Source organism: Streptomyces sp. NPDC007346, assembly GCF_040703535.1.
In the GTDB taxonomy this organism is placed as follows: domain Bacteria; phylum Actinomycetota; class Actinomycetes; order Streptomycetales; family Streptomycetaceae; genus Streptomyces.
Genome location: NZ_JBEYKR010000021.1, coordinates 28,742 through 43,169, shown reverse-complemented (window position 1 = coordinate 43,169; position 14,428 = coordinate 28,742). Strand labels below are relative to the sequence as shown.

16 protein-coding genes and 1 pseudogene are annotated in these 14,428 nt (G+C 72.9%); 11 read left to right on the top strand and 6 right to left on the bottom strand.

The window, feature by feature from the left end; translation table 11 throughout:
• Position 1: 1 nt before the first annotated feature.
• Both AB0917_RS09265 and AB0917_RS09260 read right to left on the bottom strand, forming a co-directional pair.
• Positions 2 to 964, bottom strand: a complete 963-nt coding sequence (locus tag AB0917_RS09265) for an electron transfer flavoprotein subunit alpha/FixB family protein (RefSeq protein WP_366818879.1) — start codon at positions 962 to 964, stop codon at positions 2 to 4.
• A 58-nt stretch (positions 965 to 1,022) separates the two neighbouring features.
• Entirely contained in the window at positions 1,023 to 1,808 is a 786-nt protein-coding gene (locus AB0917_RS09260; RefSeq protein WP_366818878.1) for an electron transfer flavoprotein subunit beta/FixA family protein, read from the bottom strand.
• A 187-nt stretch (positions 1,809 to 1,995) separates the two neighbouring features.
• Between AB0917_RS09260 and AB0917_RS09255 the strand changes: the two genes are divergently transcribed.
• Both AB0917_RS09255 and AB0917_RS09250 read left to right on the top strand, forming a co-directional pair.
• Entirely contained in the window at positions 1,996 to 2,748 is a 753-nt protein-coding gene (locus tag AB0917_RS09255; RefSeq protein WP_366818898.1) for a TetR family transcriptional regulator, read from the top strand.
• A 194-nt stretch (positions 2,749 to 2,942) separates the two neighbouring features.
• Positions 2,943 to 3,311, top strand: a complete 369-nt coding sequence (locus AB0917_RS09250) for a zinc ribbon domain-containing protein (protein ID WP_366818897.1) — start codon at positions 2,943 to 2,945, stop codon at positions 3,309 to 3,311.
• Between the two features lie 149 nt (positions 3,312 to 3,460).
• Here the strand turns inward: AB0917_RS09250 and AB0917_RS09245 are convergent, their stop codons facing one another.
• Positions 3,461 to 4,156, bottom strand: coding sequence for a type 1 glutamine amidotransferase domain-containing protein (locus AB0917_RS09245; protein WP_366818877.1), 696 nt, complete (start codon positions 4,154 to 4,156; stop codon positions 3,461 to 3,463).
• Between the two features lie 265 nt (positions 4,157 to 4,421).
• Here AB0917_RS09245 and AB0917_RS09240 point away from each other — a divergent pair, with 265 nt between their 5' ends.
• From AB0917_RS09240 to AB0917_RS09220, 5 genes and pseudogenes are all read left to right on the top strand, one after another.
• Positions 4,422 to 5,267, top strand: a complete 846-nt coding sequence (locus AB0917_RS09240; protein ID WP_366818876.1) for an inositol monophosphatase family protein — start codon at positions 4,422 to 4,424, stop codon at positions 5,265 to 5,267.
• Positions 5,268 to 5,437: 170 nt separating this feature from the next.
• On the top strand, positions 5,438 to 6,853 hold the full coding sequence (locus AB0917_RS09235; protein ID WP_366818875.1) for an NAD(P)/FAD-dependent oxidoreductase: 1,416 nt from the start codon (positions 5,438 to 5,440) through the stop codon (positions 6,851 to 6,853).
• 50 nt (positions 6,854 to 6,903) lie between these two features.
• A complete protein-coding gene (locus tag AB0917_RS09230) occupies positions 6,904 to 7,440 on the top strand; it encodes an O-acetyl-ADP-ribose deacetylase (RefSeq protein WP_366818874.1) in 537 nt (178 codons plus the stop codon).
• Between the two features lie 201 nt (positions 7,441 to 7,641).
• Positions 7,642 to 8,310: pseudogene (locus AB0917_RS09225) on the top strand (AlkA N-terminal domain-containing protein); the annotation flags it as partial.
• Between the two features lie 36 nt (positions 8,311 to 8,346).
• Positions 8,347 to 8,871, top strand: coding sequence for a methylated-DNA--[protein]-cysteine S-methyltransferase (locus AB0917_RS09220; RefSeq protein WP_366818873.1), 525 nt, complete (start codon positions 8,347 to 8,349; stop codon positions 8,869 to 8,871).
• A 130-nt stretch (positions 8,872 to 9,001) separates the two neighbouring features.
• Here the strand turns inward: AB0917_RS09220 and AB0917_RS09215 are convergent, their stop codons facing one another.
• On the bottom strand, positions 9,002 to 9,583 hold the full coding sequence (locus AB0917_RS09215; RefSeq protein ID WP_366818872.1) for a TMEM165/GDT1 family protein: 582 nt from the start codon (positions 9,581 to 9,583) through the stop codon (positions 9,002 to 9,004).
• Positions 9,584 to 9,972: 389 nt separating this feature from the next.
• On the opposite strand from AB0917_RS09215, the gene AB0917_RS09210 reads away from it, so the two are divergent.
• Positions 9,973 to 10,380: a (2Fe-2S) ferredoxin domain-containing protein gene (locus tag AB0917_RS09210; protein WP_366818870.1), complete on the top strand. Its 408-nt coding sequence runs from the start codon at positions 9,973 to 9,975 to the stop codon at positions 10,378 to 10,380.
• Between the two features lie 28 nt (positions 10,381 to 10,408).
• Here AB0917_RS09210 and AB0917_RS09205 read toward each other — a convergent pair whose 3' ends face one another.
• A complete protein-coding gene (locus tag AB0917_RS09205) occupies positions 10,409 to 10,690 on the bottom strand; it encodes a hypothetical protein (protein ID WP_366818869.1) in 282 nt (93 codons plus the stop codon).
• Between the two features lie 245 nt (positions 10,691 to 10,935).
• Between AB0917_RS09205 and AB0917_RS09200 the strand changes: the two genes are divergently transcribed.
• Positions 10,936 to 12,123 (top strand): hypothetical protein, encoded by a 1,188-nt coding sequence (locus tag AB0917_RS09200; RefSeq protein WP_366818868.1) that lies wholly within the window; start codon positions 10,936 to 10,938, stop codon positions 12,121 to 12,123.
• Between the two features lie 136 nt (positions 12,124 to 12,259).
• On the top strand, positions 12,260 to 12,460 hold the full coding sequence (locus AB0917_RS09195) for a DUF2191 domain-containing protein (protein WP_366818867.1): 201 nt from the start codon (positions 12,260 to 12,262) through the stop codon (positions 12,458 to 12,460).
• Between the two features lie 61 nt (positions 12,461 to 12,521).
• On the opposite strand, the gene AB0917_RS09190 is transcribed toward AB0917_RS09195, so the two are convergent.
• Positions 12,522 to 13,019: an NUDIX hydrolase gene (locus AB0917_RS09190; protein ID WP_366818866.1), complete on the bottom strand. Its 498-nt coding sequence runs from the start codon at positions 13,017 to 13,019 to the stop codon at positions 12,522 to 12,524.
• Between the two features lie 138 nt (positions 13,020 to 13,157).
• On the opposite strand from AB0917_RS09190, the gene AB0917_RS09185 reads away from it, so the two are divergent.
• The gene (locus tag AB0917_RS09185; RefSeq protein WP_366818896.1) at positions 13,158 to 14,273 is read left to right on the top strand and encodes a glycerate kinase; all 1,116 of its coding nucleotides are present in this window, start codon (positions 13,158 to 13,160) and stop codon (positions 14,271 to 14,273) included.
• Positions 14,274 to 14,428 lie beyond the last annotated feature (155 nt).

Genomic DNA, 14,428 nt, shown 5'->3' with positions numbered 1-14,428 from the left:
GTCAGCCCTTGCGGGTGTTGATCTCTTCAGTGAGCTGGGGCACGACGGTGAAGAGGTCACCGACGACGCCGTAGTCGACGAGGTCGAAGATCGGGGCCTCGGCGTCCTTGTTGATCGCCACGATCGTCTTCGAGGTCTGCATCCCCGCCCGGTGCTGGATCGCTCCCGAGATACCCGAAGCGATGTACAGCTGCGGGGAGACCGACTTGCCGGTCTGCCCGACCTGCGAGGTGTGCGGATACCAGCCCGCGTCCACCGCCGCCCGCGAAGCACCCACCGCGGCCCCCAGCGAGTCCGCGAGCGCCTCGATCAACGCGAAGTTCTCCGCCCCGTTGACCCCACGACCACCCGAGACCACGATCGCCGCCTCGGTCAGCTCCGGACGCCCCGTCGACTCACGCGGCGTACGCGAGGTCACCCGCGTCCCCGTGGCCGCCGCCCCGAACACCACCTCCAGCACCTGGACCGCACCCGCGGCCGCCACCGGCTCGACCGGGGCCGAGTTCGGCTTCACCGTGATCACCGGCACCCCCCTGGAGACCCGGGACCTGGTCGTGTACGAGGCGGCGAACGCCGCCTGCGTCGCGACCGGGCCCTTGCTGTCGGCCTCCAGATCGGTGGCATCGGTGATGACGCCCGACCCGATCCGCAGCGCCAGACGAGCGGCGACCTCCTTGCCCTCCGCCGAGGACACCACCAGCACCGCCACCGGCGAGACCACATCGAACGCGGCCCGCAGGGCATCCACCTTCGGGACCACCAGATAGTCCGCGAACTCGGGCGCATCGGCGGTCAGGACCCTCACCGCACCGTGCTCACCCAGCACCCCGGCCGTGTCCTGCGCACCGGCACCCAGGGCCACGGCCACCGGGTCACCGATCCGACGGGCCAGCGTCAGCAGCTCCAGCGTGGGCTTACGCACCGCACCGTCCACATGATCGACCAGAACAAGAACTTCAGCCATGACAACGCACTCCAGACGAGAAGGAAGAACAGAAGAGAGGGGAAAGCCTGGGCAGGGGTCAGATGAACTTCTGGCCCGCGAGGAACTCGGCCAGCTGCCTGCCGCCCTCACCCTCGTCCTTCACGACCGTGCCCGCCGTCCGCGCCGGCCGCTCCGTCGCCGAGTCCACAGCCGTCCACGCACCCTCCAGACCGACCACCTCCGCCTCCAGACCCAGATCCCCCAGATCCAGCGACTGCACCGGCTTCTTCTTCGCCGCCATGATCCCCTTGAACGAGGGGTAACGCGCCTCACCGGACTGGTCGGTCACCGACACCACCGCCGGCAACGACGCCTCCAGCAACTCGGACGCCGTGTCACCGTCACGACGACCGCGCACCACACCACCATCCACCGCGACCTCCGACAGGAGAGTCACCTGCGCCACTCCCAGGCGCTCCGCCAGCAGAGCCGGCAGCACACCCATCACCCCGTCGGTCGAGGCCATCCCGCAGATCACCAGGTCGAAGCCGGTCTTCTCCACCGCCTTCGCCAGCACCAGCGACGTCCCCATCACATCACTGCCGTGCAGATCGTCGTCCTCGACGTGAACCGCCTTGTCCGCACCCATCGACAACGCCTTGCGCAACGCGTCCTTGGCATCCTCCGGACCCACCGTCACCACGGTGATCTCCGCATCGTCCGCCTCATCCGCGATCTGCAACGCCTGCTCGACCGCGTACTCGTCCAGCTCCGACAACAGACCATCGACATCCTCACGGTCCACCGTCAGATCATCGGTGAAACCCCGGTCACCGGTCGCGTCGGGCACGTACTTCACACAGACAACGATCCTCAAGCTCACGCCGGCTCTCCTGCCTACCTGGGTGTGGTCCCCTGCCGATCGGGCCCGGTCCCACCTGGGTGTGGTTCGTAAGGGTGACCTTATGGTACTCAGTACCCTCTGTAAAGGTACCCAGTGCCAAAAGGGCCCTTCCGGTGCTACGTTTCGCCGCATGAGCGAGGCACGCGGACCCGAGAAGAAGGCACCCATGCGGGAGGTGCTCGCCCAGGCGGCCTTCCAGCTCTTCCTGGAGCGGGGCTTCGAGCGGACGACGGTCGACGACATCGTGGCGCGGGCGGGGGTGGGGCGGCGCTCCTTCTTCCGGTACTTCCCCTCCAAGGAGGACGTGGTCTTCCCGGACCACGAGCGGTGTCTCGCCGAGATGACGGAGTTCCTGGCCGGGGTGGACGACGCCGATCCGGTGGGTGCGGTGTGCGACGCGGCGCGGATCGTGCTGCGGATGTACGCGGCCGACCCCGAGTTCTCCGTACAGCGCTACCGGCTCACCCGGGAGGTGCCCGGACTGCGGACGTACGAACTGTCGGTGGTGCGCCGCTACGAGCAGACGCTCGCCGGCCACCTCCGGGGCCGGCTCGGCGTGGACGGGGACGGGGCGCTGCGGGCCGAGGTGATCGCCGCCTCCGTGGTCGCCGCGCACAACAACGGGCTGCGGCTGTGGCTGCGTTCGGGGGGAGCGGGGGACCCCGAGGAGGCCGTGGACCACGCGCTCGACCTGGTGCGGGAGGTGTGGGAGCGGCCCGCGGGGTCCTCGCCCGCGCCGGAGGGGGCGAGGGCGCCGACGGCCGGGGCGTCCGGGACCGGAGCCGGGGCCGGTGTCGCCTCCGGGGTCGGTGTCACGGTCGGGTCCGGGGGTGGTGAGGTCATCGTCATGGTCGCGTCCAAAGGCACGCCGATGTGGCGGGTCGTGCAGCAGATCGAGGCGGCGGTCGGCGAGAGCTGAGCGGTTTTGGGGGTGACGGCCGAGCGGTGGCGTGGGCGGGAGCCGAGCGGGTGCCCGCAGGGGAAGCCCGGTAATAATCGGCACTCAGTGCCTTTACTATCCGGCACTCAGTGCCATATGGTGCGGACGCGCCGTCAGCCAGGTGCGGCGCGTCCGAGTCGAGCGCAGGGGGTCGATCCGTGTCTCAGGCAGGAATGGGCACCGTCCAGAAGACGCACGAGGAGTGCGGCCTCTCCTACAACCGCTGTCGCTGGTGCGGCACCGCCTCGTTCCGGCGGCTGCTCTGCCCGGTGTGCGCGTCGAGCGAACTGGAGCCGGAACGTACCACCGGCCACGGGGTGGTCGTACGGACCGCCGTGGTCCACCGCTACACCGAGGCGGCGCGCAACGAATCCCTGGTCCGCTTCCCCGAGGGCTTCGTCTTCCGCTGCCAGGTGGTCGGCGCCGCACCGCAGATGGTCACGGTCGGCGCCCGCGTGAAGCCCCTCGCGGGGGAGGAGCCGGACTCGGGCGCGGTGGTTCTGGAGCTCTGCGAGCCGCCCGTACGGAACGACTGGGTCTGACGCACCCGTAACGCCCGCGCGAGCGGCGGTCGTACGCCGGCCGACGCGCGCGGGCGTTACCTGTGGATCAAGCGGACCAAGCGGATCACGTGGTTCAAGCGGTTCACGTGGATCACGTGGCGGGAGCGGGCCAGGCGGACCGGTGCCGGTCAGCCGATCCGCTTGAGCAGCTCCTGAGCCAACGGGGCGGAGGACGCAGGGTTCTGACCGGTCACCAGGTTCCGGTCGACGATTACGAACGGCGCCCAGGGCTCGCCCTCCTGGAAGTCCGTGCCGAGCTCCACCAGCCGGTCCTGGAGCAGCCACGGGGCCTTCTCCGCCAGACCGGCCTGGGTCTCCTCGGCGTTGGTGAAGCCGGTCAGCCGGTACCCGGCGAACACGTTGGTGCCGTCGGGGCCGGTGGCGGCCAGCAGGGCCGCCGGGGCGTGGCAGACCACGCCGAGCGGCTTGCCCGACGCCAGGGCCTCGGTGAGCAGCCGTCCGGAGGCCGGGTCCACCGCGAGGTCCTCCATCGGGCCGTGGCCCCCCGGGTAGAAGACGGCGTCGTACGCGTCCAGGTCCACGTCCTCCAGCGCGATGGGCCGCCGCAGCTCCTCGAACGCCTCCAGCCCGGCCGCCACCTTGTCGGCGCCCTCCTGGCCGCCGTTGGCGTCGGGGGCCAGACTGGTGCGGTCCACGGTGGGGACGACGCCGCCCGGGGTGGCGACGACCACCTCGTGACCGGCGCCGGTGAACGCCTGGTACGGGGCCACGGCCTCCTCGGCCCAGAAGCCCGTCGGGTGGGCCGTGCCGTCCGCCAGGGTCCAGTGGTCCGCGCCGGTCACCACGAAAAGGATCTTTGCCATGTCGTACATCTCCGTTGGTCGGGGTGGCTGACCAGGCCGACGTTAGGCCCGGTCCGGCCGGGATCCGCGTCCCGCCGACGCGTCCCGGAAAGAGGCTTCCGACGGGTCGGCGGCGATCGGCCGTCCGGCGGATCGCCTGCCCCCGGCAGCCCGGCCGAACCATCCGGAGGGGCCCGGTGCGGCCCGGCGGCGGGGACCGCCCGCGCCAAAGATGCCCGGTTCACCCGGGGGACGAGGCTCCCGAGGACCGTGCTTAGCTGGAGCCATGATCGATGACTTCCTGTACTGGACCGCCGGGCACACCGGACCGCCACCCGAGATCGAGGCGGCCGTACGCGCCGCGGCCGCGGCCGAGATCATGCCCCGGCACCGGAAGCTCGCCGCCCACGAGATCATCGAGAAGAGCGGGCCGCACGACCTGGTCACCGCCGCGGACCGGCTGGCCGAGGAACACCTCGCCGACGCCCTCACGAAGCTGCTGCCGGGCTCGGTCGTCGTCGGGGAGGAGGCCGTGCACGCCGACCCCGCGCTCTACGACGCCCTCGGCGGCGACGAGCCCGTCTGGATCGTCGACCCGGTCGACGGCACCCGCCAGTTCGTCCGGGGTGAGGCCGGCTTCTGCACCCTGGTCGCCCTCGCCCACCGCGGAGAGGTCCACGCCTCCTGGACCTACGCACCGGCCCTGGGCGAGATGGCCGTCGCCGTGCGCGGCCGGGGCGCCACACTGAACGGCACGCCGATGCGCTCCGGCGCGCCCGCCCCCGGCGCCGTACTGAACGTGGCGATGTCGCACCCCGACTACACCACCGAGGCCCAGAAGCGGGCCCTGCTCGGCCTGCGCACCGAGGGCATCGCCCCGCGCCCCTGCGGCTCGGCCGGGCTCGAATACCTCGCCGTCGCCCGCGGTGCCCAGGACGCCGTCGCCTTCAACTGGGAGCTCGCCTGGGACCACGCGGCCGGGCTGCTCCTGGTCACCGAGGCGGGCGGCGCCCAGGCGACCCTGTCCGGCACCCCGTACCGGATCGCGGGCGGGAACGACCTGCCGTTCACGGCCGCCCGCGACGAGACCACCGCCCAGCGCATCCTGGCCGCCCTGCGCACAGGCGGCTGACCCACCGGGCCGGGCCGGTGGGTCGTACGGTCGGCCGGCCGGGGGCTCGTGCAGTCGGGGCCGGGCCCCGGGGCACCCGCTTCCGCACCGCCCGGGGTACCCGCGTCCCCACTGTCGGTGCACCGGAATATCCTGGGCTTCCGCCTGCCGGCCGACGAAGGAGTCCCAAGGTGACGTCGATGCTCGATGCGGTCGTCGTGGGGGCCGGGCCCAACGGGCTGACCGCCGCGGCCGAACTGGCCCGCAGGGGCTTCGCGGTGGAGGTCCACGAGGCGCACGACACCGTCGGCGGCGGTGCCCGCACCGAGGAGCTGACGCTGCCGGGGTTCCGGCACGACCCCTGCTCCGCCGTGCACCCGCTGGGCATCGGCTCGCCCGCGTTCCGGGCGATGCCCCTGGCCCGGCACGGTCTGGAGTGGCTGCGCCCCGAGGTGGAGCTGGCCCACCCCTTCCCGGACGGCACCGCCGCCGTGCTCACCCGGTCCGCCGGCGAGAGCGCCATGTCGCTGGGGCCGAAGGACGCGGGCGCCTACCGCCGCCTCGTCGCCCCCTTCCTCGGCCGCTGGGACACCCTGGCCGCCGACTTCCTGCGCACCCCCTGGGACGGGCTGCCCCGCGACCCGTACCGGCTGGCCCGCTTCGGCCTGCTCGGCCTCCAGCCCGCCACCTGGGTCTCCCGGCGCTTCGAGGGCGAGAAGGCCCGCGGCCTCTTCGCCGGGCTCGCCGCCCACGCCATCGCCCCCACCAGCGGATTCGCCACCTCGGCCATCGCCCTGGTCTTCGCGCTCGCCGCCCACGAGAACGGCTGGCCGGTGCCGCGCGGCGGCTCCCAGGCCATCTCCGACGCCCTGGCCTCCTACCTCCGCGAGCAGGGCGGCACCATCCGCACGGGCAGCGAGGTCAAGCGGCTCGACGAACTCCCGCCCGCCCGCGCCTACATCTTCGACACCTCGCCCTCCGCGCTCGCCCGCATCGCCGGCCTCGGAGGCGCCTACAGCCGCTACCGCTACGGCGCCTCCGTCTTCAAGATCGACTACGCGCTGTCCGGCCCCGTCCCCTGGACCGCCGAGGACGCCCGCCGCGCCGGCACCGTCCACATCGGCCCCGACGAGGGGACCATCGACACCGCGCTCAGGGCCGCCGTCGAGGGCCGCGACCCCAGCGTGCCCTTCCTCATCACCGCCCAGCCGAGCCTCACCGACCCCTCGCGGGCCCCCGAGGGGCGCCACGTCTTCTGGGTGTACGGACACGTCCCGGCCGGCTGGGAGGGCGACGCCACCGACGTCATCGAGCGCCAACTGGAGCGCTTCGCCCCCGGCTTCCGCGACCTCGTGCTGGCCCGCGCGGTCTCGGGCCCGCCCCAGCTCGCCGAGCGCAACGCCAACTACGTCGGCGGCGACATCGCGTCCGGCGCCTTCGCGGGGCTCCAGACGCTGATCCGCCCCAAGCTCGCCCGCGTCCCGTACGCGACAGCGCACCCGGCGGTCTTCCTCTGCTCCTCGGCCACCCCGCCCGGACCCGGCGTGCACGGCATGTCCGGCCACCACGCCGCCAAGGCCGTATGGCGGCAGCTGCGCGCCTCCTGAATCAGCGGCTGCGGGCGGCGCGGGCGCGCGGGGCGGGGCATGATGTCCGCATGAGCACCTCCGTCACCCCCGCGGTCCGCCTGGTCCGCGGGGACATCACCGACCAGTCCGTCGACGTCATCGTGAACGCCGCCAACTCCTCGCTCCTCGGCGGCGGCGGGGTCGACGGTGCCATCCACCGGCGCGGCGGCCCCGAGATCCTCGCCGCCTGCCGGGAGCTGCGCGCCTCGCGGTACGGCAAGGGCCTGGCCACCGGCCGGGCCGTCGCCACCACCGCCGGACGCCTGGCCGCCCGCTGGGTGATCCACACGGTCGGCCCGGTCTTCTCCGGAGCCCAGGACCGCTCCGCGCAGCTCGCCTCCTGTTACCGCGAATCGCTGCACCTGGCAGCCGAGTTGGGCGCCCGGACCATCGCGTTCCCGGCGATCTCGACGGGCATCTACGGCTGGCCGATGGACGACGGCGCGCGGATCGCCGTGCGCACGGTGCTCGCGGAGACCGTGGCACCCGTCGAGGAGGTGCGGTTCGTGCTCTTCGACGCGCACGCGTACGTGGAGTTCGAGGAAGTCCTCGCGATGCGCGGCTGACACCCGCAGGGCCGTCCGGGCCCGGCGCGCGGCGGCTGACACCGAGGAGGCCCCGGGGCTCCGGGACCCCGAGGTGCGTGTCGGATTTCCGCCAGCCAGGCCCCTGACCGGTGACCCATCCTGGAACCATGCACACCGACACCGAGCGCTGCGTGCGGGCCGTCCAGTCCAAGGACGCCCGCTTCGACGGCTGGTTCTTTCACGCGGGCCATCAGCCGCTGCCGATGGCTCCTGGACCTGGACGCGGACCCGGTCGCCGTCGACGCCCAGCTGCGCTCCGACCCGCTGCTCGCCCCGCTGGTCGACGCGGGGCCCGGCCGCCGGGTGCCGCGTACGGTGGACGGCGCCGAGTTCGCCGTACGCGCGGTCCTGGGCCAGCAGGTCTCCACCGCCGCCGCCCGCACCCACGCGGCCCGTCTGGTCACCGCCCACGGGGTACCGGTCGAGGACCCCGAGGGCGGGCTCACCCACCTCTTCCCCACCCCGCAGGCGCTGGCGGAGCTGGACCCGGAGGCCCTGGCCCTGCCCCGGACCCGCCGCACCACGCTCACCACCCTGGTCGCCGCCCTCGCCGACGGCACGCTCCGCCTGGGCACCGGCACCGACTGGGAGCGGGCCCGCGCCGAACTCTCCGCACTGCCCGGCTTCGGCCCCTGGACCGTCGAGGCCATCGCCATGCGGGTGCTCGGCGACCCCGACGCCTTCCTCCCCACCGACCTCGGCATCCGCCGGGCGGCCGAGCGGCTCGGCCTGCCCGCCACCCCCGCCGCCCTCACGGCCAGGGCCGCCGACTGGCGCCCCTGGCGCGCGTACGCCGTCCAGTACCTCTGGACCGTGGACGACCACCCCATCAACCACCTGCCCACCTGATCGACCACCGGCCCACCTGACGGAGGGACCCCCGCCATGACCACCATCACGCCCCCGGTGACCAAGCAGCACACGGTCGTCGACAGCCCCTACGGCCCGCTGACGCTCGTCGCCACCGACGGCGTCCTCTCGGCCCTGTACATGACCGACCAGCGCCACCGCCCGCCCGAGGAGACCTTCGGTGTACCGGACCCGGCCCCCTTCGACGAGGTGATCCGCCAGCTCACGGCGTACTTCGCCGGCGAACTCACCACCTTCGACCTCCCGCTCGACCTGCACGGCACCCCGTTCCAGCGGAGCGTCTGGGCGGAGCTGCGGAAGATCCCGTACGGCGAGACGCGTACGTACGGGGAACTGGCCGAGGAGCTGGGCAAGCCGGGCGCCTCCCGGGCGGTCGGCCTGGCCAACGGCAAGAACCCGGTCGGCATCATCGTGCCGTGCCACCGCGTCATCGGGGCCTCGGGCGGCCTCACCGGATACGGAGGCGGGCTGGACCGCAAGCAGCGGCTGCTCGCCTTCGAGAGCGGCGGCGGCCGGGACGGGGTACAGGCCCTGTTCTGAGAGAGAAGCCCTCTTCTGCGAGAGATGAAGAGACGAAGGGACGAAGGGACGACGAGGCGAAGAGGGAAGAGAAAGCAGGGGCGGGGGAGTACCGACACCGGCACATGCCCCCCGCCCCCGCTCCGCCGCCTCAGCCGGTGAAGATCTCCACGGCCGTCCAGATCGCCAGGCCCAGCATGCAGATCCCGCCGATGCGCTGCACGGTCTTCAGCGGTACGCGCTTGGCGATGAACTTCCCCGCGAGCAGAGCGAGGGCCGAGACGGACATCAGGGCGGCGGCCGAACCGATCGCGGTGGACCAGGTGCCGTTGCTCGCCGCCAGGTTGGCCGTGGTGATCTGGGTCAGGTCGCCCCACTCGCTGATGAACACCGCCATGAACGCGGTCGAGTAGACCGGCCAGAAGCCGGTCACGGTCTTCACCTCCGTGTCGTCGTCGTCCCCGCCGCTGCCGCGCAGCAGGATGAACGCGCCGAACGCGAAGAGCGAGGCCGAGACGAGCTTGACGGTCCAGTCGGGCAGCAGCCCGATCAGGCTGCCCGCGCCGACGGCGATGGCGACATGCACGATGAACGCGGACGACGTGCCGAACCACACGTAGAGCGGGCGCATCCGCGTGCCCATGGCCAGCGACGCGAACATCGTCTTGTCGGGGAGCTCCGCGAGGAAGATCAGCCCGAAGGCGGTGATGATCGCCAGGGGGTCGAGGTGCATTCCGGGTGGCTTTCTGTGCGAGCCGGGCCCCGGATCTTCGCGAAGCGCCGCTCGGGCTTTTCGGAGGACCACTCGGCCCGGCATGACGGCAGCGCCCACAGGGCGTGGACGTGTCATACAGGACCGAAGGTCTCGCCCGCCCGTGGGACGACCCGGTCACGGGTCCACGAGCCCGGCCACCGGGAACCCGAGGGCTCCAGTGTGTCGACGACCGGTTTGCGGGGCTACTCCCCTTCGCAGCCATCAACGATACCCCACCCGGATCGGCAGGGGTGCGGGTGTTCGAAGCGGGGCAGCCTCGGTAGAGTCGCGCTGATCACCCGGACCGGCGGTGGTCGTCGCCCCGCTCTCTCCTGCTTTCCCTCCCTCCACCGACCGGAAGTGCCCGTATGAGCCGCCGCCCCCGCAAGGACGTGCCCGCCCAGGGCGCTTCACGGCCCACCGTGAGCGTCTGCCGGGGCTGCTGCTGCGGCACCGAGAAGATCCCGGGCGTCGACCACGCGGCCCAGCTCACCCGGCTCCGCTCCGGGCTGGAAGGCGCCGCCACCGTACGGGCCGTCGAGTGCCTGGACGCCTGCGAGCAGGGCAACGTCATCGTCGTCCAGCCCTCGGCCGAGGGCCGCCGTGCCGGGGGCCGCCCGGTCTGGCTGGGCCTGGTCAACGACGAGCACGCGGAGCAGGACGTCATCACCTGGGCATCGGCCGGCGGCCCCGGCCTCGCGGACGCCCCGGACATCCTCGACCTCTACGTCTTCCAGCCCTCGCGCCGGGTCCGGGCGGGGCTGGAGAACCCGTAGAGGGTCCGCGGCCCGCTGTCCGGCGGGGTCACCGGCCCTGACCCCGCGGCTGGGCGCAGGCGCACCTGTGCTGACGGAACGCATCGGTGGCGATCACCGCGAGTGCGAGGACCACGGTGGCCCAGGTGCTCTCGCCGTGTGTCCGGCCGGTGGCGACCCACATGGCGAGAGCGGAACCGACGTAGACGCCGGGCCTGGAGACCAGGCCGCTCCTTCTGGTCAACCTGCCCAGCGGGGGCACCGGGAACGCCACCCGCCGCCAACTGCCGTCATCGGCACCGGTACTGCTGTCCCGATCCTCGAAAGACATCTCAACTCCCTCCGGACGGCCGTGTGTCCGGCCATCCGGTACAACCCCACCACCAGACGCCACGGGGATCGCTATTGTCGTCCTAAGCGAGACTAAAGAGGACTTCCCGGGGAGTGGCCATGGCGCGTCGTGCACGTCCGTTGGACCCGTCCGAACCGCTCGAAGCATTCGCGTCCGACCTGCGCGAACTGCGTGATGCGGCTCCGCCCCGGAGGAAGGGGACCGCGCGGGCGGAGCCTTTCGGCGTGGACCACGTCGTCGCGAAGTACGGCGTGGGACGGTCCAGTGTCTACGCCGCTCTGAGCGCACGGCGCCTGCCCTCACGGACCGTGCTGCGAGCCATGGTGCTGGCCTGGGACCCGGAGGGCGAGGCGGCGATGGCGAAGTGGATGGGCAGGAGGCGTGAGGTGGAGGCCGCGCTCGGCTCGCTCACCGGTGCGGCCCGGCGTCCGGCCCCCGCCCACACGGCCCCCGGCGTCCCTGTGCCCGGCGGGCCCGATGCCCGGGAGCGCGTACCGACGGACGATTCCCCGTCTCCGGAGTCCTCGGAGCCGGCCGCTGCCACGGCTCCTCCCTCTTCCCCTCCCGCCCCCACTGCCCCCGTATCGGCCGTGGCGAGTGAGATCAGGCGACTGTACGAGGCTGCCGGCAAGCCGCCGTTGCGGAGCATCAGTTCCGCGGTCCTGACCGACCCCCGAAGCACCGACATCAGCCCCGAGACGGTCCGGCGTGTCGTTTCCGGGGCCCACGCCAGGCAGAGCAGCGTGGTCGCCGTGGCTCGCGCGCTCGCCGCACTCGGCGACGGCGAGGTCACCGACGCGGAGGAGAGGGCATCGCACCTGCATGAGCTGGAGACGGCCGAAGGCGATGGCGGCTCACGGCCGCAGCAGGGTGGTGAGGAGGCGCCGCGTTACGACTTCCGAGGGGCCGTCATCCACGGCCTCCACCTGACGGCAGGCGATGGCCAGACCCTCGACCTGCGCGACGCGGTTCTGCACGAACCGGTGGTGCGGGCGGGAGACGGGCAGACGGTCAACGTCGGGGACAGCACGCTGAACGGCATGGCGGTGTGGGGTGGGGACCGACAGACCTTCCACTTCGGGGACGCGACGCTGAACGACGCTGCGGTGCGGGGCGGGGACCGGCAGGCATTCCACTTCGGGGACGCGACATTGAACGACACGGCGGTGCGGGGCGGCGACGGGCAGACCTTCCACTTCGAGGACACCACGTTCCACGGTGCGGCCCTACTCGGCGGGGACGAGCACGTCTTCTACACGGTGGACCGCGTACCTCCGACCGAGCCGGACGACGCGGTCGGCGCCGAGGCTTTGACGACGGGACCACCGCTGCTCGCCCTGCCGCCTGCCCGTACGGAGACGACGGACGAGGACGGCAAGCGACAGGACCCCGGTCCACGTGCCGCCCAGTAGGCTGCCGGTCGACCGAGCCGTGCCGCCCGGAGCACGCGGCGGCTTCGGCACCGCGTCGGTCGGCGCCCGTGGGCCCGGCCGTCAACGGGGCACCGCCACCGCCGACTTCAGGATTCCGCCGGTGTAAGGTCCTGCCATGGCCAAGGTGAGCGTCAGTCTGGACGCCGAACTCGTCGTCGAAGTCATGGTCCTCGCGGGCGTCGGCAACCCGCAGGACGCCGTGGAACTCGTGGTGCGTGACTACATCGCCCGTGGCCACCACACCGAGGCGCTGGTCGCCGAGCGCGAGGAGTCGGTCCGGGACGTGGAGATCAAGCCCGAGGCCCAGCAGGGCTGAAACGCCCGCACCGGGGCCCCGGGCCCCACCTGTGCCCCGGGCCCCACCCGGGGCAGATGCCCTACGCGACCGGCTGCCCGTCCTCCAGCTCCGCCGTGCCGGTACCGGACTCCAGCACGTCCAGGGCCGCCCGCACCCGCGATTCCAGTTGTCCCAGCAGATAGTCGCCCAGGTCGGCCGGGGCGACCAGCTTCCAGGAGACCAGTTCCTCCTCCTGGAGCCGGATCGCCGCGAGCTGCTCCGGGGTGAGCACCCCGCCGTCGTACAGGTACGCCACGATCGGCGGCCGGCTCCGGCCCCGCGTCCAGTCCACGGCGAGCAGCCGGCCCGGCGCCAGGTCGAGCCCGATCTCCTCCACCGTCTCGCGCCGGGCGCCCTGCCGGGGGCCTTCGCCCGTCTCCGACTCGACCGTTCCGCCGGGCAGCGCCCAGCCCTTGCGGTAGTTCGGCTCCACGAGCAGGACGTGTCCGTCGGCGTCGCGGAAGAGGCACGCGGCTGCGGCGAGGACCCGGGGGAGCCCGGCGATGTACGTGGCGTAGTCGGCATCGGTGGTGGTCACGGCCGACAGCGTAGTGGTGCGGGGCCGCCCGCACAGCCGTGGACGGCCATGGGCAGATCAGGGGTCGTGCGGATAGGGTCGGGGCGGCGCGACTGCCTGTTCGAAAGCAAGGGATGCAAGGTGACGGACGGAGCAGATGTGGAGACCGCCCGCGTGCTCGTCGCGGCGGACAAGTTCAAGGGATCACTCACGGCCGTGCAGGTCGCGGAGCGGGTGACGGCCGGGCTGCGGCGCGTCGTCCCCGGCGTACGGGTGGAGACCCTGCCCGTCGCGGACGGCGGCGACGGCACGGTCGCGGCGGCGGTGGCCGCCGGGTTCGAGCGCCGCGAGGCGCGGGTGACCGGCCCCCTCGGGGACCCGGTGACGGCGGCGTACGCGCTGCGCGATTCCACCGCCGTGGTGGAGATGGCCGAGGCCTCGGGCCTCCAGCACCTCCCCGCAGGGGTGTTCGCCCCGCTCACGGCCACCACGTACGGCTCGGGCGAACTCCTGGGGGCCGCCCTGGACGCCGGGGCGACGACGATCGTGTTCGGGGTCGGCGGCAGCGCCACCACGGACGGCGGCGCGGGCATGCTCGCCGCGCTCGGGGCCCGCTTCCTGGACGCGGACGGCAAGCCCGTCGGCCCCGGTGGCGGAGGTCTCGCCGCACTGGCCGAGGCCGACCTGACCGGGCTCGACCCGCGTCTGGCGGACGTCGACCTGATCCTGGCCAGCGACGTGGACAACCCGCTGACCGGGCCCAAGGGCGCCCCTGAGGTGTACGGGCGGCAGAAGGGCGCGAGCGAGGAGGACATCGCGGTCCTCGACGCGGCCCTGAACCACTACGCCTCCGTCCTGGGGCCGGAGACGGCGGCCCTGCCCGGCGCCGGAGCGGCCGGAGGCATCGGGTACGGGGCGCTCGTCGCCCTCGGTGCCCGCTTCCGCCCGGGGATCGAGGTCATGCTCGACGTGCTCGGCTTCGCCCACGCGCTCGCCCGCGCCACGCTGGTCATCACCGGCGAGGGCTCGCTCGACGAGCAGACCCTGCACGGCAAGGCCCCGGCGGGGGTGGCCGCGGCCGCCCGGGAGGCCGGGATCGAGGTCGTCGCGGTCTGCGGCCGACTCGCCCTGTCCCCGGAGGCGCTGAGCGGGGCGGGCATCGCGCGCGCCTACGCCCTGGCCGAGCTGGAACCGGACCCGGCGGTCTCGATGGCCCAGGCCGGACCGCTGCTGGAGCGGGCGGCCGAGTCGATCGCGCGGGACTTCCTGAGCTGACGGAGAGGGGCCGGTGTACGGGACGTACGTCCCGGCCCCTCCTGCCGCGCCGGGGCGTACGACCGGCCCGTCCTCCCGCGCCGGGACGTACGACCGGCCCGTCCTCTCGCGCCACAGGTTGACGCGGTACGGGGAGGCTTCCCGTTCAGGTGGGC

Bases quoted from the DNA above. Each gene is read 5' to 3' on its own strand.
- AB0917_RS09265 (WP_366818879.1), bottom strand. From the start codon at position 964: ATGGCTGAAGTTCTTGTTCTGGTCGATCATGTGGACGGTGCGGTGCGT.
- AB0917_RS09255 (WP_366818898.1), top strand. From the start codon at position 1,996: ATGCGGGAGGTGCTCGCCCAGGCGGCCTTCCAGCTCTTCCTGGAGCGG.
- AB0917_RS09250 (WP_366818897.1), top strand. From the start codon at position 2,943: ATGGGCACCGTCCAGAAGACGCACGAGGAGTGCGGCCTCTCCTACAAC.
- AB0917_RS09245 (WP_366818877.1), bottom strand. From the start codon at position 4,156: ATGGCAAAGATCCTTTTCGTGGTGACCGGCGCGGACCACTGGACCCTG.
- AB0917_RS09240 (WP_366818876.1), top strand. From the start codon at position 4,422: ATGATCGATGACTTCCTGTACTGGACCGCCGGGCACACCGGACCGCCA.
- AB0917_RS09230 (WP_366818874.1), top strand. From the start codon at position 6,904: ATGAGCACCTCCGTCACCCCCGCGGTCCGCCTGGTCCGCGGGGACATC.
- AB0917_RS09220 (WP_366818873.1), top strand. From the start codon at position 8,347: ATGACCACCATCACGCCCCCGGTGACCAAGCAGCACACGGTCGTCGAC.
- AB0917_RS09215 (WP_366818872.1), bottom strand. From the start codon at position 9,583: ATGCACCTCGACCCCCTGGCGATCATCACCGCCTTCGGGCTGATCTTC.
- AB0917_RS09210 (WP_366818870.1), top strand. From the start codon at position 9,973: ATGAGCCGCCGCCCCCGCAAGGACGTGCCCGCCCAGGGCGCTTCACGG.
- AB0917_RS09205 (WP_366818869.1), bottom strand. From the start codon at position 10,690: ATGTCTTTCGAGGATCGGGACAGCAGTACCGGTGCCGATGACGGCAGT.
- AB0917_RS09195 (WP_366818867.1), top strand. From the start codon at position 12,260: ATGGCCAAGGTGAGCGTCAGTCTGGACGCCGAACTCGTCGTCGAAGTC.